At 60.0% G+C, this 16540-nt stretch carries 19 protein-coding genes and 5 pseudogenes; 1 reads left to right on the top strand and 23 read right to left on the bottom strand.

What is annotated here, in order from left to right:
• The 10 genes and pseudogenes from NKH89_RS31090 to NKH89_RS31140 form a co-directional block, all read right to left on the bottom strand.
• Positions 1-144 (bottom strand): helix-hairpin-helix domain-containing protein (locus tag NKH89_RS31090; protein ID WP_352911188.1); only part of this gene is annotated, 144 nt, incomplete at its 3' end.
• A gap of 103 nt (positions 145-247) precedes the next feature.
• The gene (ligD, locus tag NKH89_RS31095) at positions 248-2146 is read right to left on the bottom strand and encodes a DNA ligase D (RefSeq protein WP_352911087.1); all 1899 of its coding nucleotides are present in this window, start codon (positions 2144-2146) and stop codon (positions 248-250) included.
• 199 nt (positions 2147-2345) lie between these two features.
• The gene (locus NKH89_RS31100; protein WP_352496209.1) at positions 2346-2795 is read right to left on the bottom strand and encodes an RES domain-containing protein; all 450 of its coding nucleotides are present in this window, start codon (positions 2793-2795) and stop codon (positions 2346-2348) included.
• Positions 2692-3378: an XRE family transcriptional regulator gene (locus NKH89_RS31105; RefSeq protein ID WP_352496210.1), complete on the bottom strand. Its 687-nt coding sequence runs from the start codon at positions 3376-3378 to the stop codon at positions 2692-2694. The genes NKH89_RS31100 and NKH89_RS31105 overlap by 104 nt, the downstream gene beginning before the upstream one ends.
• Positions 3379-3468: 90 nt before the next feature.
• Positions 3469-4611, bottom strand: coding sequence for an RHE_PE00001 family protein (locus NKH89_RS31110; protein WP_352911090.1), 1143 nt, complete (start codon positions 4609-4611; stop codon positions 3469-3471).
• A 311-nt stretch (positions 4612-4922) separates the two neighbouring features.
• Positions 4923-5064 (bottom strand): annotated as a pseudogene (locus tag NKH89_RS31115) (nucleotidyltransferase); the annotation flags it as partial.
• A gap of 870 nt (positions 5065-5934) precedes the next feature.
• Positions 5935-6180, bottom strand: a complete 246-nt coding sequence (locus tag NKH89_RS31125) for a DUF982 domain-containing protein (RefSeq protein WP_352496211.1) — start codon at positions 6178-6180, stop codon at positions 5935-5937.
• Positions 6181-6188: 8 nt separating this feature from the next.
• Positions 6189-6434 (bottom strand): DUF982 domain-containing protein, encoded by a 246-nt coding sequence (locus tag NKH89_RS31130; protein WP_352496234.1) that lies wholly within the window; start codon positions 6432-6434, stop codon positions 6189-6191.
• A 198-nt stretch (positions 6435-6632) separates the two neighbouring features.
• Positions 6633-6884, bottom strand: a complete 252-nt coding sequence (locus tag NKH89_RS31135; RefSeq protein ID WP_352911093.1) for a DUF982 domain-containing protein — start codon at positions 6882-6884, stop codon at positions 6633-6635.
• A gap of 348 nt (positions 6885-7232) precedes the next feature.
• Positions 7233-7439: pseudogene (locus NKH89_RS31140) on the bottom strand (hypothetical protein); the annotation flags it as partial.
• A gap of 63 nt (positions 7440-7502) precedes the next feature.
• Between NKH89_RS31140 and NKH89_RS31145 the strand changes: the two are divergent.
• A pseudogene (locus tag NKH89_RS31145) lies at positions 7503-8295 on the top strand (class I SAM-dependent methyltransferase).
• 352 nt (positions 8296-8647) lie between these two features.
• Here NKH89_RS31145 and NKH89_RS31150 read toward each other — a convergent pair.
• The 13 genes and pseudogenes from NKH89_RS31150 to xth all read right to left on the bottom strand — a co-directional run bounded on the left by NKH89_RS31150 (position 8648) and on the right by xth (position 16437).
• Positions 8648-9151, bottom strand: coding sequence for a cupin domain-containing protein (locus NKH89_RS31150; protein WP_352592177.1), 504 nt, complete (start codon positions 9149-9151; stop codon positions 8648-8650).
• Positions 9152-9277: 126 nt separating this feature from the next.
• Positions 9278-9454, bottom strand: coding sequence for a hypothetical protein (locus tag NKH89_RS31155; protein WP_023722174.1), 177 nt, complete (start codon positions 9452-9454; stop codon positions 9278-9280).
• A 193-nt stretch (positions 9455-9647) separates the two neighbouring features.
• Entirely contained in the window at positions 9648-9782 is a 135-nt protein-coding gene (locus NKH89_RS31160; RefSeq protein ID WP_156948257.1) for a YHYH domain-containing protein, read from the bottom strand.
• 125 nt (positions 9783-9907) lie between these two features.
• Positions 9908-10135, bottom strand: coding sequence for a hypothetical protein (locus tag NKH89_RS31165; protein WP_023722175.1), 228 nt, complete (start codon positions 10133-10135; stop codon positions 9908-9910).
• A 443-nt stretch (positions 10136-10578) separates the two neighbouring features.
• A pseudogene (locus NKH89_RS31170) lies at positions 10579-10843 on the bottom strand (hypothetical protein); the annotation flags it as partial.
• Positions 10844-10847: 4 nt separating this feature from the next.
• Positions 10848-11129 (bottom strand): divalent-cation tolerance protein CutA, encoded by a 282-nt coding sequence (gene cutA / locus NKH89_RS31175; RefSeq protein WP_023722176.1) that lies wholly within the window; start codon positions 11127-11129, stop codon positions 10848-10850.
• A gap of 75 nt (positions 11130-11204) precedes the next feature.
• Positions 11205-12154: pseudogene (locus NKH89_RS31180) on the bottom strand (IS481 family transposase).
• A 983-nt stretch (positions 12155-13137) separates the two neighbouring features.
• On the bottom strand, positions 13138-13347 hold the full coding sequence (locus NKH89_RS31185; protein WP_084643038.1) for a hypothetical protein: 210 nt from the start codon (positions 13345-13347) through the stop codon (positions 13138-13140).
• 300 nt (positions 13348-13647) lie between these two features.
• Positions 13648-14484: an NAD(+) synthase gene (nadE, locus tag NKH89_RS31190; RefSeq protein WP_352911191.1), complete on the bottom strand. Its 837-nt coding sequence runs from the start codon at positions 14482-14484 to the stop codon at positions 13648-13650.
• A gap of 1 nt (position 14485) precedes the next feature.
• Positions 14486-15109, bottom strand: coding sequence for a cysteine hydrolase family protein (locus tag NKH89_RS31195; protein WP_023722180.1), 624 nt, complete (start codon positions 15107-15109; stop codon positions 14486-14488).
• Positions 15106-15417 carry a hypothetical protein gene (locus NKH89_RS31200; RefSeq protein ID WP_023722181.1) on the bottom strand — a complete coding sequence of 104 codons (312 nt, stop codon included), beginning with the start codon at positions 15415-15417 and terminating at the stop codon, positions 15106-15108. The genes NKH89_RS31195 and NKH89_RS31200 overlap by 4 nt, the downstream gene beginning before the upstream one ends.
• Positions 15414-15644, bottom strand: coding sequence for a hypothetical protein (locus NKH89_RS31205; protein ID WP_023722182.1), 231 nt, complete (start codon positions 15642-15644; stop codon positions 15414-15416). Before NKH89_RS31205 ends, NKH89_RS31200 begins: the two co-directional genes overlap by 4 nt.
• Before the next feature lie 16 nt (positions 15645-15660).
• Positions 15661-16437 carry an exodeoxyribonuclease III gene (gene xth / locus NKH89_RS31210; RefSeq protein ID WP_352911096.1) on the bottom strand — a complete coding sequence of 259 codons (777 nt, stop codon included), beginning with the start codon at positions 16435-16437 and terminating at the stop codon, positions 15661-15663.
• Positions 16438-16540: the final 103 nt, after the last annotated feature.

Here is a 16540-nt window from a genome sequence, read left to right on the forward strand (position 1 = left end):
ATCAAGCGGCTGCGACAGCGCCGTCAGACTGTCTGCCGCGCGCAAGTACGCCTTTATGCGATAGGGATTGTCGCCGCGCATAGACGCCCGTTGTGCGTATTCCCTCAAAAGACTGGCGACGGTCCTCGGATTGATTTTTGCCATGGCTTCAGCCAAACGGAGGCCGATCTCCGCAGGTTCCAATCAGGCAAGGCCATGAGCGCCGCGTTGCCCTTTAAATCCCGGCTTTACTGCCTCTTCACGTACGCTACAGATTGGGCAAGGATTGGTCAGCGCGACCCCATCCAGCCAGAGCTTTGGAGGCTGCGCGTTTCTTTAATTCAGGAGCATCGCCCACGTGGAAATGAGAGGGCGCATCTATTGTCTTCATCTCCGCCCACGTGATCGGTGCCGCGACAGGAGCGCCCGGACGTGATCTCGCGCTGTAGGGCATGATCGCGGTCGCCCCGCGCTGATTGCGTAGATAGTCCACAAAGATGCGACCCTTGCGGCGCGTCTTTGACAACACGGCCGTGAAATGGGCCGGATCGCTCCGGGCGACCGCCTGCGCCAGGCGAGACGCAAAGTCCTTCACCTCTGGCCACTCGGCGCCAGGGGTGAGCGGCGCGATGACGTGCACTCCTTTGCCTCCCGTCAACATCGGGAAAGTCGTAAGCCCCAGCGATTTAAGGATAGCGCGGAACTGAAAGGCAGCGGCGCTGACGGCCTCAAAATCGAGGCCTTCATCGGGGTCGAGGTCGAAAACGAGGCGGTCAGCCTTTTCGACATCCTCGATCCGAGCCCCCCATCCATGCAGCTCGATCGTTCCCATCTGGACGCAAGTCATCAGTCCGTCGGCATCGTCGACATAGAGATATGGTTCCTCGTGCCCGTCCTTCTCCGTGATGCCGACGTGGTGGACTTTGTCGCCAAAGCTGCCGGCGTCGTGTTTTTGGAAGAAGCACTTCTTCGCGCGGCCCTGTGGGCATCGAACCAGACTGATCGGCCGGCTGCCAACCCAAGGAAGCATGATCGCCGCGACCGCTGCGTAATGGTCGGCGAGCTGTCCCTTGGTGATGTTGGACTCCGGATAGATGACGCGGTCACGGTTACTTATCGCGATGGCGGTTGTCGCAGACGCGGCGAGATCGGCTGCATGACGTTCAGTCTCGAGCACGACCGCCTCCGGCTTCTTGTCTTCGCGGAGACCAAGATAGCTCGGATGTCGTAACGTCCCTTCATTTGTCATTTCGGTGAAGGCAATCTCAGCGACCAGTTTCGGACGGAGCCAGTGTGCGCCGCGCACTTCGGCGCGTGGTGCGTCGACGGTGGCGGCCTTCTGCTCAAGCGGCGCCATGATCTTCAAGAGACGAAGAAGTTCAGCGGTATCGAAGCCGGTGCCGACTTTCCCGGCGTAACGCAGCTTGCCGCGGTCATGAACGCCAAGGATCAAGGACCGAAACGCGCGGACCTTGTCGGACGGCGTCCAGCCGACAATCACAAATTCCTGCCGCCTGATGCATTTGATCTTCAGCCAGCTTGCGCCGCGGGCCGCCACATAACTCGAATCCGCGAGCTTTGAGATGACGCCCTCAAGGCCGGCTGCGCAGAAGCGATCGAGCAGCTCTTCTCCGCGGCCGAGGATATGGTCGGAGTAACGAAGGACGGGATCTTTCGCAGGCAAGATCGCCTCCAGCTTCGCCTTGCGCTCAACAAGAGGAAGCCTTGTCAGATCTTCGCCGTCGAGCTGCAGCAGATCGAACGCATAAAAGTCGATAGTCGCCGGGGCACCCTTCAATGCATTTTGAAGCGCTTGGAAGTTAGATCTTCCTTCCGCATCGACAACCGCGGCCTCGCCGTCAATCAGGGCGGAGCGCACCTTGAGCTTGCGAGCCTCGGAGAGGATCGAGGGAAAACGGCTAGACCAGTCCAGGCCAGATCGTGTGTAGGCTCGCGCCTCGCCACCGCCGACGGCAACGAGAATACGGTAGCCGTCGTATTTCATCTCATGGATCCAACGATCGCCGGCAGGGACCGTGTCCACGAGCGTTGCGAGCTGGACCGGCCGGAAAGCGGGCGGCGCTAAAGTGAGCTCGTCACGAGCGGGCGACTTCGCTTGACTAGCGCTCGACGCATTGATTGCCTTACGCGACGTTGGCTTGACCACTCTGACCTAAACCATACTCAGAGACGAAACAGCGTTATCCGCCGTCCAACGCGCGACTACTTCTTTAGTTTCGCTTCCGACCGTGTTGAGCTTTTCGCGATCATTGCCGACCCGCTTGATTAGCGCCTCGGACTGAGGCCGTGCTTCCTGCCTCCGGCCCTTCCATTCCCGATTTTCGCGCACAGCTCACAGGCGATAATCAAGAGCAGGAACGTGCCCTCAACGCCGCCACAGCGATATCCGCATAGCGCCGTCGGGTCAGCTCCACCTCCTCTATTGGAAGATCGTCAAGGATTCCTTCGCGGCGGTCGCGGAGCACGGTCTCTAGGAAGCACACCTTCAAGGAGTCACCGAGGTAAAGAACGCCAAAACCGGTTGGCGTAAAGACGGCGTCGAGGATCGCTGAACCGGCTCGGCGACTTCCCGTACCCCAATGGATCAGGATAGGTGCTCCAGTAGATCCGACCGAACGTCCGACCCCGCGGTATGGTCTCGATTTCGAGCTTTGCGGCTGCGAAATCGGGTGGAGGTGGAACGCCGGGCATTCAGTCGAAATCGCCCCTGGCCATGCCTTCCGCCGCGGCCAACACCGAGGCGTCATCACCTTGCTGAAGGGCTCGAAGGCCCGTCCGCCCATCGAGGGTGCCATGGCGCGACGCCAGAAACCGATAGACGGCCCAGGCACTGTTGCCCAACATGGCATGCAGCGCCGGCAATGCGCCGAAGGGACGACCGTCCTTGTCGAGTTGCCAGACAGGAAAGCGGAAACCGCGTTTGGCGCCATCGATCCCGAGCACCTGCCCGCTTTGCCGCTTGGCGTTGACCGTCACCCGCGATGTGCCGAGCAGCTTGGCAAAGGCATCCGCGCTCAGCATGCCCTCGCCGGCGACAATTTCGGCAACACGCTTGCGGCCACGCGCGCGCGCTCCGGCAAGAGCCGCCTCAAGTTCGGCATCGGGCATGCCCGTGTCCTCGACGGGAAAGGTGTCGTCTGAAGCGATCGGTTGCTCTTCGACTGGCGTGATCGTCTGCGCATCAGCCGCCGGATCGACCTCTACCCGGAACGATACGCGGTGGCCGATCTTCCGGCTGCGTGCGATCGCTTCCTGATAGCGTTCGAGCAATACCTTCTTGAAGTCTGCCTGTGCCGGAAGCTTTGTGGTGAAGCTCAGGGTGGCGACTCCCGCATGCGACGCGGACCCGCTATGATTGCTTGGTTTTGGAGCGGCCATGAAGAACCTCCTGCTGTCACCAATATGGTTACAGATCGCAAGTTCGTCAAGTTGGATAACTTCGTAAGGGAGAGAACCTTGCGTTGCGGACTACACAATTCCCCACGCTCGAAACCTTCCTCTGCCCGTCATCTCGCGCAGCCCGAGCTCGCCGACCAGATTGAGCGCCCCCTGTTTTGTCACTTTTAGCCGCTCCTGGATCATGCCTGCCGAGACGAGTGGCCGCGACAGCACGAGTTCGACCTCGGACAGTTTGGAGCTGGTGCGGCGGTCGCGGAGTTTTCGCTCCATCTGGCCTTTTGCCAGCACCAGCCGATCGTGTTCCTTCAGGCCGACCAGCGCGGCGTCGTGGATAGCATAAAGGCAGGCCAGCAACCGGTCCGACCGGTTGCGCGCCCGCCGCCGCTCGCGCGGGATGTTTTTGGCACCGAGATGCAAGCAGGCCAGATGGTTGGCGGCAAGGCCTTCCTGCCGCAGCAGCGCGGCAACAAGCAGCGGCCCGAGCCAAACTCCATGCTGAAGCACCTCGATGTCCGCCCAGGCTTCGAGCAGGATCGCCGCGCGCAACACCGCCGGCAACTCCCGCGTTTCCGCGATAACGTCCTGCCATTCGGCCAGCCGTTCTTCTTCATTCCAGTCAAGATCGTAGATCAGGCCGTTTTGCGGCTCCGGCCGGTGACGAAGTGACATCTCCTCTCTTCGAGCAGGCACGTCGGCGCCGCTCAGAATCTTCGACGAGCGTGCCAGGACAGCATCGATCTCGGCAAACTCCTCAGCCAGAAGCTCGTCCTCAATATCGTCCCGAACATCGGCTTCAACGACGCTGTTTCCACCCCCCTGCCCTTCCCGGTTTTTTTGTTCCGCCTCCGACATGGCGCCACCCCGGCCGGTCAGGGCCAAAAAACCGTCACGGCTGAGCGCCCAGTCCGGCTTCTGCGAAAAAATTCGCCGGCGGGTTCGCAGCACCGCATGGGCCCGGGTGAGCTCATGGGTCGGCGTCCGAATGTCCATATGGGCGTCGTGCAGGACCAGGTCCTCAAGATGGGCGAGCTCGCCCTCGATCCACAGCGCGGCGGCTGCGTCGGCGAAGTGCTGGCGCTCGACAAAACCGTCGCGGACGGGGGAACGCGCCAGTCGCTCATCAAGCCGCGCCAAAGCCTCGGTCGCCTTCGCGACGGGCGCGATGAGGGTGTCGAGGGACAAAAGACCGATGTCGTAAGCCATTGTTTTCATGATGCCTGATTCGCGTTAGTCAAGCTATCCGGCTGTTAAGTTGACTTGCAGGGGATTTTCTCTGGCGGCTTTTTCACTATCGATAATGACCTCTTATCGATACCTAATCGTTACACTCAGGCAGCCCAGTTCCAAGTTCGTTTGCTTTCTCCCTCCGAGCCCACGATGCGGCGATCCCTTCGCAGGTCAGAAGCAGCAACTGGTATACTGCTCGTTGCGCAAGCTCCGGCAAACTCGCAACCCGGGCGCCCCGCGGCGTGGTCGTTGCGCAGTTAAGATCATAGACGACCGCGCGACTTCCCCCTCGCGTGCTAGGCACCTGCGTCTTCCTTCATGCGCGCCAGATGCTCCACGGCAGATCTGTTCAGCGCACTTGTGCAGTGCCGTCCGTTCTCCCAGCCAGACGAGCGCTTCCTCACTGATCCAGTAATGTTTGGAATAGCGGGCCTTAACACAGTGAAGACGGTTGACGAGGAAAGCGAAACCGACGGGTGCGCGTAGGCCGTCTTCCATGATCGCGGAATTACCTGAATCACCAAGTTCGGTACTATCCACCGCGGCGGACCCCAACCCGCCCGGCCGGCGCCTATTCAGGCAAACTACCCCAACGCCCCCCCCAGCGGCGCCGGCCACCTTCCCCGCTAGGCGAGCGCTTCAGTTCCTCGGCAGCTTGTGGATCTCCAACCTGACCGGGCCGCCTCTGTCACAGCTCGTACAGAACAGGGCCCTTTCGACCGTGCTGAACAGCGCATCTTTGCCATAGCGTTGCCGTGAGCGCATCTCAGCGAGCAAGGCCGCTTCGTCAGTCATTCCGTCTTGGAACAATTGCAATAGCGTAGACGCGATTATCTCAGCGTCGCCCGAGCTTGCATCGTGGTTGCCGTCTGCGCATATCTCGTCGAACACTCGTTGGAGTAGCGCAAGATCATTCGGATAAAATGCGCTTGTGCCGACGTAACGCTTAAACATCTCACCTCACGAGGCGAGAGTACGACACCCTCTCAATCGCCGGCTGCCTAACAGTTGGCTGGCGACTTCATGACTGTAGGCTAACGCACCGAAATAGCGAATCTATTCGCCAACGTTTCGCACGAACATCCCCTCCTCCTTAGCAGCAGCCCCGAAGGCCTTACGGGCCTCCTCCGGAGTCGCCCGATCCTCGACGGCGCGTCGATGTATAGTTGTGCAGCCTTCCGCCACTTAGGTCCCATCTTGGTCCACTTCAGGAGTTCCTCGGCGGCACCCTCGACATTGTTAGACCCGTAGGTCGGTCGGTCTTGACGTACACTGGAGGGGAGAACCAATGGGTTGCCACGACACCTCCTACTCAGGGGAGAGATACATCTTGGCCTCCTTTGCGGCAGCCTCAAAGGCCTTTCGCACCACCTGAGGGTCAATCGAATCGCCCTCCAGATCTGACAGGCACAGCGTCACCGCCTTATGCCAGCAGGGTCCTCTCCGGGTCCACGTTTTGAGCTGCTCAAGGGCTGCCCTCGCATTGTTGCAGCCATGCCTGACACCGGTTTCAGTCTTCACGAACACCGGAGGGACGAACCAATGGGTTGCCATGATACCTCCTACTCAGGGGAGAGATACACGTTGGCCTCCTTGGCAGCCGCCTCGAAGGCTTCACGGACCTCTTGGGGGGAGGATTTGCCCTCGAATGCATCGACGCAGGATTGGACAGCCTTGGTCCACCTCGGGCCCTTTGTGTCCCACGCCATGAGTTCCTCGGCGGCTCCCTCGACGTGGCTGACCCCATGGCGAATGCCTGGACGTTTCGTCTTCACGTAGACCGGTGGAGAGAACCAGAAGGGACCCATGAGGATGAACTTAGAGCGGCAAGAGGCTGCTGACCAACCCAGTTGCAGCCTCCGCTGATAAGGGAACAACGCAGGCCCTCGCGGGTTTAGAACTCGCAGCGGTCGATTCTTCGTGGATGCACCCGCTGTCGGGCCCGTCGCTTTTCTCACGGGCGGCGGGCCCTCGTGGCTAGAGACTGACTTTGCAATCGAATTTAGCTATTTGCCGTTGGGGGGAAGTAACGTCCCCTCCTCCTTATCGGCAGCCAGGAATGCCTTACGGGCCTCCTCAGCTCCCATCTCGTCGAATATCACGGCCATGCAAACGCGCACCGCGAGGTCCCAGCAAGGCCCACGCTTGGTCCACTTCATCAGCTCCTCGCCGGCTTTCTCGGCGTTGTTGACGTTGCGGATGATCCCGGGACGCTCGGTCCTGACAGGGACCGGAGGGTTGAACCAGTGGAGAGCCATACGTCACTCTTTGTCGGCCCTATCAAGTTCCTCCAGCAAATACCTTTGCTCAGCCGGCAGCTCCCGTTCTACAGGCAGATTTAGCATGTTGCGAAGGTAATTGCGGATTACCTCTGAGGTGATCCACCGCCGCACAACTTCGGCAATAACCTTCTGTTTGGCTTTATCGATTTCAACCAGATTCGGGCCTACATCTTAAAAGGACCGAACTGCACCTCGAGCGGATTTGTTCCTTAAGGGGGCCAGAATGTTTGAGACAAAAATCTGGGCGGGTGATCGGATAACTGGCTCGCGCGAGGCCCCCCGCGCGCCCTGCGTTTCCCACTGGCGAGGCCCTAACAATCCCCGTCAGAGAAGTTGGAACCGCCAAGCTGCTGCCGTTTCGTCCGCGACGCCATCCACCATTACATGACCGATGCCCCGCGAGCAGCGCTCGATCCGCGCCTCGACGCGGTACACATCACGCAAGAGCGCCGGCGTGACGACATCTTCCGGCGTGCCGCAGGCGAACATCCGGCCCTCGGCGATAACGATGCATTTGTCGGCGAACCGGAGGTGTAATCAAGAATTATCTTTCAGAGCAATTCCAATGTACCGCTTTGGGGGAGAGCATTTCGGGTGATGACGGCTCACGCAAACTATTCGCTGCGCGACGAAATTCGGGACCATTGGTCCGATCGCGCCGAGACCTTCGACCTGCAGGTCGGTCACGAGATTTTTTCCGAGCAGGAGCGCGCCGCATGGGATGCGCTCATAAGCAAACACCTCGGACCCGGCGTCGGACGGGTGGCGTTGGATCTCGCCTGTGGGACGGGCGTGATTTCGCATCTGATTCACGATCTGGGGTTTGTGGTGGCGGACCTCGACCTGCTCAGAAGCCATGCTCGCCAAGGCACGCGCCAAGGCACAAAACCGCGGCGCCGGTATACGCTTCATCATAGGGGACGCCGAGCGGACGCTCGAGGACAAGGCGAGCTACGATGTCATCGCCACTCGTCACCTAGTCTGGACGCTGGTGGAGCCAAAGGCCGCGTTTGCCGAATGGTTCTCGCTGCTGAAGCCCGGCGGCAAGCTGCTGGTCATCGACGGCGATTTTGTCAGCCGCAACTGGGCGACGAGTTTGCGGGAACTTTGGGAGAAGCTCACAACCGGCAAGTCGCGGGTCGTGGACAATGACCTCGCCTCCATGGCCAGACGCCACCAGAGCATTCTTGCCGGTGTCTATTTCTCGGGCGGCGCACGGGCGGAAGAGATAGGGCGCCTGCTGGCCGAAGCCGGGTTCGATCAGCCCGTCGTCGTCTGGAAACTGGTTGCGATCCATCACGCCCAAGCTCAACAGATGAGTTGGCCCAAGGCGCTCGAACGCGCCACCCAGCACCGCTTCGCGATCTGCGCGACAAAGCCAAAGTAAACTCCTCGGCGCTGCCGGCGTCGGTCGCTCTAGTCAGGGTGGAACTTTAGGGATTTCTAATAATTGCCTGTGACCATTAGGCACGCTCCCTCCACTGCCCGCTGCAGATCGGGCCGCAACCCGATCGGGCCCGCGCTCTCCGCCAGAGGCGCGGGCTTCTTGGTTGCCTCGCGCTTTGCTAGCGTGTGGTGAAAGCAGGCTTCGCTACTGAAGCGTGAACTGCGGGACGCGAAGTTGGCCTCAAGCCGTTTCGTGAGCATTACGATGCCATCGGCCAACTGCATCTTGACGTAAAGCGGGCGCTGAACCTGCTCAACGAACGAACATTCGCGCCACCCCGCGAAATTTCGCCTCAGTCGAACTTGGCCGGGGACGAGAACGGCCGGTCGGCGTCTAGCACGAAGATGGCCAGCTCATCGAGATCGGTTGTGCCGGCGCTGAACACTTCTATCGGCGTGTCGGCCCCGTGTCCGGTCATGGTTGTGCCGGCTTCGGCATAGGTCACGCCGTAGGGCGTTCTCTGGCCGAGCTTGCCGGCCAGCACGTAGAAGGCCTCCGGTCCCGGATGTGTATGGATTTGCGACTTGGCGCCGGGCGCTCCACCGGCGCGGTTGACGCGCAGCAAATGCTCGCTCGCGCTGATCGGAGGAAGGGGCCCGATCTCGACGACCTTGGTTCCGTCGGGCGTGGAGCCATCCTTCGGTCCGAGCGTGAACAGCCAGACCTTGCCTGCGACCTCCGCCGCAAGCGAGGTCGGGCTTGCAGCGCCCTGGGCCTGCGCAAGCGTCGGGAAACTCTCCAGCCGCCAGTCATTGGCCGTGTGAAGCATCTGCGCGGCGAGGACGACTTGCGGCACGCGTCGTTGCAGGATTTCAGGGACGAAGGAACTACGGAATGAGCACCCGCGGTACGAACTTCTTGCACAAAAGGCTGAGCACGGCCTGCCTGAGAGCCATCTGCCTGCACAAAAGGTAGCATTGTCTTAGCTCCAGATGAACGTGAGGAAGAAACCGGCAATAGCAATTGCCGAGATGACATTGGGCCACCATACGGCATCGTGGGCCGGTTTGGCTGGCTTGTACCTGTGCCCCGTGCGGGGCAGCAGGTCCGGATCGTAGCGCACGTGGCGCTTGGGGTCGTATTTGATTGGCCGTTTCATCGCGGGCCTTGACCACCAGCAAGCTTAAGAGGAGGCGCTGTGCTGGCTGACCAAAAACTTGCGCTCAAGGCAACGGAATAGCATCATTCGAACGAACACTGTTCGTCATGACGAGGAGGGAAGTGAATGCTGTCGGCGGCGCTTTCAAAGCTCTTCCGCAACAGATAGGCGGGTCATTCAGAGGGCCGCATAGTCAGTGGCAGTGGTAGTCGCCTGTCTTGTGGTTCTTGTGACAACCATTGCTGTCGGTGCCGCCGCTGTGTGCATAGGCGCTGGTCGCAAAAGCCAAGGTCAAAGCCGCCAATACGGCCAGAATTGCACATTTCATTTTAGCCCTCCCTCAATTAATCTGCACCAAAGTATCTTTGCAGGAGAGGTCCAAGCAACTTGCCGGAGGCGCGCTAGATCGGGGGCCGGCGCCAAGATCGAAGAGATCACGCCGAAGGTGAAGAGCTAGCCGGTCAGCTTAGTGAAGTCGTGGCGGCGCGCGCGAACATGTGCCAGCAAATTCGTTTCATTGACGACCCCGGATTGAAAGAGAGTCAGCGTCGTCGAGGCCAGAATCTGACCGTCTATCGAGGTGCTGTACCATTTAGCGTCGGCGGTTATTTGGTCGACCACCCGCTGGCAGATCGCCCGATCTTCAGGTCTCAGGAACTGGCTTTGCGGTGCTCGTAGCATCTCGACGCCTTTAAAAAGGGGAGTTACTGTGCCTCCCACGCGACACCCATGCTGGTCGCAGACAATGGACCGTAAACGCATTCAGACGGAAAATTGCCATTCATTTGAGCGGTGCAAGCAAGGTCTTAGCGCTTCGCCCTAACGGGGACGGCCCAGCGGCTTGGTTGCGGGGGGACTGGCAGCTGGAGGCCGCTGGGCCTGACCAGCGAGCCTTCGGGGGTGCTCGCCTGGCTGGCGAATACATGCGCTCAAGCTAATGGAATCGAAACATGCGAACGAAGTACGTGGTGGAAATTCCGCTGTGTATAGCCATAAGGTGCCCCGGAATGGGTCAATGCGTCTGGCACCGCACTTGCAAGGTCAGTGTGGGGGAATGGGGCGGAGGCCCGTCGCTTCGCAAATGTAGCGGCGGGTCTTCTGCATAGAGGTCCCGTACCAGCCTGCGCACTGCCGTCCGTCTCGCATTCCTCATCGATCGCCCGGACCGGCAGATAGGCGTTGGTTTCCAGCACGATCTGAATGCGGTCGGATCTACTGATTTTCATTTCAGCCGCGATGGAGTTGAGAGCGTCCTCCGTTGCGGGCGCCGGAGACGTTTCTAAGCATTAATGCGGCGCGGCGCAGGATGACCTGCAGATCCGCGCGTGAGATGTCCGCGATGCGGTCGGCGGCGCTTTCAAGCTCTTCAGCGATAGATTGGCGGGGCATTCGACTAGCGCTGTTCAAGTTCGCTGACTCTAATCTCCAACGCTGCAATCTGCTGCGCCAACTCGCGGAGCAATTCCTGCTGACTATTATGGTTCTCGACCTCTCTGTCGTTAATGTAGTTGACACAGGCGGCCAAGCGCTCGCTGACGCCATTGAAATGGTCAGCTAAATCGCGCGCGATTCTGCTCGCACCTTGCATGCATGTGCTCTTGTCAAAGAGGCTGCTTCCTGCCGGAACTGCGGACAGAACCAGAATTGCCAAAGAGAATATCACCCGACTGCGCATCCCAAATCTCCCGCCTTCATTTCGCGCGAGACTTTCCCTTCCGAAAGAAAAACGCAAGCTCCGCCCGCCGGTGACCTAAGGGTTTAGTCCCGGCATTTGATGGAGAGGATCGAGCCTGAATCGTTTTGGCTCTTTTGTCCAGATTTTGCAGATGAATTCGTATGGTGTGAGTCCCTTCAGGGTCTTTAGCCTGCGTCCGAAGTTGTAGGCGCTGACGAAGTCTGCGAGATGGGCTTCGAGCTGCTGGTGACTGTCCTAGTGGAAGCGTCTGACGGTGGCTTCCTTGATGGTTCGGTTCATCCTTTCGACCTGTCCGTTGGTCCAGGGATGCTTCACCTTGGTCGTGCGATGCTCGATGCCGCTGTCCCGGCAGGTGCGCCCGAAGATGTGCTCCATGGCGGTGCGGTCCTGCTCGCGGTTTTTGAACTGGATACCGTTGTCGGTGAGGATCGTGTGGATTTTGTAGGGAACCGCCGGGGTGAGATGGCGCAGGAACTCGGCCGCGATCATTTTTGTGGCCCGCTTGTGCAGCTCGACATAGGCGAACTTGCTGGTCCGATCGATGGCCACGAAGAGGTATAGCTTGCCTTCGGCCGTCTGCACCTCGGCGATGTCGACGTGGAAATAGCCGATCGGATAGGTCTTGAACTTGATCTTGGCCGGCTTGTCGCCTTCGACTTCCGGCAGGCGACTGATCCCATGTCGCTGCAGGCAGTGATGCAGGGATGAACGCGTCAGGGTCGGAATCGTTGGCTGCAGTGCGTAGAGGCAATCATCGAGCGGCAGCAAGGTGTGCCGCCGGAAGGCGACGATCATTGCCTCTTCCTCGATCGTAAGCACCGTCGAGGAGGGGTTCCTCGGCCCCGTCGGCACATCGGCGACCGACGTCCGCCCCTTCCACTTGATGACCGTCTTCTGGTTGATCCCGTAGCGCTTCGCCAGCGCTCTCAGGCTCTCTTGACTATTTTGATTGCTCGACGGACTGCCTCTGTCGTCGTGGCGCTGCCGTGAAGAACCTGGCCCATAGTGCCTCCTTCGATTCGGAAGAAAAGAATGCACCATCAAAGCTCGGGATCAAACACTTAGGCCACCTTAAAGGCGACCACCCGCTGCCGGCCCTCTCCCGGGCTTTCAAGGGGGTGAGGCATGGTCAGCATCGTAGCTATACGCCCACTCGCATTTCCGGCAATTCCCGCTTCTTGAAATGGCAAAAGGACTTCGCTCCTTTCGACAAACCTGTGCTTCGCTACAAAGTATCGCGCATAGGCGAAGCGCGTCATGGATCGCGGTGTGCACGTTGCGGCTAGCAGCAGCGTCGCCGACCCCATCAGGGCCAGCAGCTTCAAATGGCTGCATGAACAGGCACCCAACCAATGCGCCAGAACAACGAATTGCCTCTTTCAACGGGAGCCATCCACAGAACACATCGCCAGTGAGCACGCTATAGGTCGCGGTCGCCAACGGCCTTATGGCTCGCATTGGTTGATTGGACCAGACGCCAACAGGTTGCCGGACCCTTCAAGCGCCATGCCTGATCTGACCGAACCCGCAAGTGTCAGGATGCTGTGAGCCAATCGCGGAGAGTGGTGGCACTTGCCGTAAGCTTCCTCTTCTGAATGAGAGTACACGCTGCTGACATGACCGGCGATGCAGTGTCAGAAACCCGCAAACTCGGCTGCCTTCCTTCTGAAGGCGGCCGGCGCCTCTGGGGGCGTGGGGTAAGAACGCTTGGCGGCGCCGGCCTGGCGGGTTGGGGTCCGCCACGTGAATAGTAGCGAGCTTGGCGTTTCAGGTAATTCCGCGATCGCGGAAGACGCGTCTACGCGTCCCCATCCGTTTTCGTCGATCTCCCGCCTTGGCAGCTAGGCGTTAGTTTCCAGCCACTCGCGCAACACGATCGTAATGAGACCCGATCCGCCGATTTCCATTTCGGCCGCTATGCACTACAAAGCGCCGCCCCCCGCAGGGGCGCGCTTGACGATAGCAGGACGAAGTGACTGGCGTTGATTCAATAACCGCGCGGTTTGGCCTTCGGCTCTGGCGAGCTTTCCGACGGGTTTGCAGCCAATTTTGCAGATCGCCGATCTTTTACCCACAGCGACTTTCTTCTTGCCAGTAAATCGTGGCGATCGCCTTCAGCGGTCGCTCGGCTATGCGTCGCAGCAATGGCATAGTCGGCTCTGTTGGTTCGATAGTCCTCTTCTTTTTGCACAGTCATCGTTTGCTCCCAGTTCGTGGCCCCTCTTTTGCCCTACCGGGGAAATTAACTGCCGGTGCATTCCGCGAGTCAATCGATTAAATAATGCACTCTGCAGTCGCGCCTACATCTCATTGTTTTCGATGATGCCGGCTAGCCGTCGGGCAGTTTGGGCGCGGGCGAAGGGGGACGTCTTGAGCCTCGCGCAGGCCCTACCATTCTCGCGTGGAATGGCTCTGGCTCGGCTTCGCGGTGGCTGCGGCGAGCACGTCGGCCGTGTATCGTGAGGCAGTTATTGGCGATGCGGCAATGGCGAATTAGTCAGGCAATGGCTGTGACCGGAAGCGCTCGCTTATGCGCTGTGCTGGAATGCACATGAAGTATGCGCGTGCGCGCCGCTTCGTCGATCTCTCGGCCTTCGAGGAAGTCGTCGATCTGATCGTACGAGACACCATATGCATCTTCGTCCGGCCGAAGCGGAACGAGGTTCTCCAGATCGGCGGTCGGGATCTTGTCAACAAGTTCACACGGAGCGCCCAGATGCGCTGCCAAAGCGCGAACCCTGCGCTTGTTCAACCCGGAAAGCGGAAGAATGTCGGCGGCACCATCGCCGAACTTGGTGAAGAAGCCCATCAATGCCTCAGCCGCATGGTCGGTGCCGATGACCAGCCCTCGGGTGGCGCCGGCGAGCGCGAACTGGGCGATCATGCGCTGACGCGCCTTAATGTTGCCAAGCAAGAAATCCTCGCGGCCGGCATCGCCGAGCTCGACACTGGCCAGCTTGATCGAATCCAGCATCGCGTCGGCAGCCGGCTTGATGTCGACCCGGTGCACTTCATCCGCTCCTATGGTGTCCAAAGCTCGCTGGGCGTCCTTCTCGTCCGCCTGAGTGCCGTACGGGAGACGAACCGCCACGAATCTTGCCTCGTATCCCGCCTTTCGCAGTTCCTCGACGGCCCGTTGAGCCAGAAGGGCCGCGGCGAGTGAATCCACTCCGCCGCTGATCCCCAGCACATACGCACTGAGGCCCGATGCACGAAGATAGGTGACGAGAAAGTCCACGCGCCGGCGCGCTTCCAGCGCGACATCGAAACTCGGAGTGACGCCAACCCGTCGATGATCATTTCCTGTTCCGTCATGCGCAGTGGTGCTCCTGATGTCACAACATTCCGTCCAGCCGCGCGGCCAGGAGGTCGGCGGTGGTCACCGTCTCGACCTGCATGCCGTAGCGGCTCTCATAGATCGCGAGCATGGCATCGTGGGTCGAGTCAGCTCCGGAACATACCGCATCAGCCACGATGACCACCCGGTAGCCGAGATCGATCGCCCCCATCACAGTGGCGAGCACGCAAACCTCCGTCTCCGCGCCTGACACGATGAGTGAATCAATGCCCGCAGACCGCAGGCGAGCATGCAGTGACCCGTGCCAAGCGGACATGACGGGTTTGTCCTCCAGCAAAGCGGGCGGCACGAACCGCGCCAGTTCCGGAACAAGATCAATCAGCTGAGGATCGAGCCGATCGCGGGTCATCGTCCCCCACTTGTGATAGTACCGCCGCCAGGCGCCGACTGCGTCGTCGGGAGATTGAGGGGGAATAAACCGGGTGAAGATCGTCCGCGCCGGATCAAGTTCGACGAGGGCGACGACATTGGGCAATACACGCTCCATCCACGGCGTGTGCCATTCAGTCGCCTCGGCAAACATCCGTTGCATGTCGACGCAGAGGTGAACCCAGCGCTCACGAAGCGGTCCAAACCGCAGGGCTTGGTCCAATTTCGTCAAGGCCCGACCGCCTCCCTGACAATGCTCTGCGCCTCGGACTTGTCCTGATGACCCACGATCTTCGCTTCCTTGCCTTCGGCGACTTGGCAGCCGACGAAGTAGTCCTCGATATTCTTGAGCTTGTTCAGTGGCATGTAGGCGAACTCATATGGTGGATGATCCTGGTGCAGCAGGAGCGGTGCCGCCAGGCGGTTGTTGCGTTTGGCGGTTCCCCGCTCGACACATCCGCCGCGATTCCTCCGAGGACGCGGCACCGCAGCAGTGAGCCCATCGGAAGATTGGGATCCGTAAGCAGCGACATTTTTCATTGGATCACCTTCGTCAGCTTGCGTCGAACCGAGAAGCCGAACGAAAAAGGCAACGCGAAACCCAAAGTGAGCAGTTTCTTGGCTCGCAACATCCTGGTCTCAGCATCGTGGGCGTTCTGCGTCCGGCCTTCTTGGGGCGTCTCAACCGCAAAGCTGTAGCCGCCGGCCGCGTAGAGAGAGATATTGTCGATTGACTCGTTCATTTCGGGATAATCCGGTTCGACCATCCGTGTTCCTCGTGGTTCAATTGAGCTCGATCCAGGCCGGCGCATGGTCGCTTGGCTTCTCCCACCCGCGAAGCTCGACATCCACGCCGGCATTACGCAGCCGGTCGGAAAGAGAGGGGCTCACCAGGAGATGGTCCATGCGCAGGCCGGAACTCCGATCGAAGCCGCCCCGGTAGGAGAAATTCCAATAGGTGTAGATGCCCTTCTCCGGATGGATGCGCCGGACGGCATCGATCCAGCCACCTTTGAGCATTTTGGCATAGGCCTGCCGGCTCTCCGGGAAATAGACCGCATCGCCCAGCCATCGCCTCGGCACCACGGCGTCGATTGGGGTTGGAACGACATTATAGTCGCCGCAGAGAACGCTTGGTGCCCCGTCGTCGAGCAAATGCTGGCCGTAGCTGATGAGACGATCGAACCAGCGCAGCTTGTAGTCGAACTTTGGGCCAGGCGCTGGATTGCCATTGGGCAGGTAGAGGCAGCCTACGACTATCCCATCTACCTCGGCCTCGATATAGCGGCTGTGGGTATCGTCTGGATCGCCCGGTAGGCCGCGTCGACGTTCCACCGGCTCGATTCGGCGAGCGAGGATTGCCACACCGTTAGAGGATTTCTGGCCGTGCCAGATGGCGCCGTAACCCGCCTCTCTGATCGCATCGACAGGGAACTTGTCGTCCGACGTCTTCAATTCCTGCAGGCAAATGATGTCGTAGTCGGTTTCGCCCAACCACTTCAGGAGCACAGGCAGCCGGCCGTTGACGCCGTTCACATTGAAGGTGGCGATGCGGGTCATGTGCATGCCCCCTCATGAGATACTGGCGGCGACCGGCGCGCAGGGGGGCGTGGCCTATCCCGTTGCGCTGAACCCTCAGCTCTTGGTATCGCCAACTTCGCCG

This window comes from Mesorhizobium sp. M0923, assembly GCF_040319365.1.
GTDB lineage: Bacteria > Pseudomonadota > Alphaproteobacteria > Rhizobiales > Rhizobiaceae > Mesorhizobium.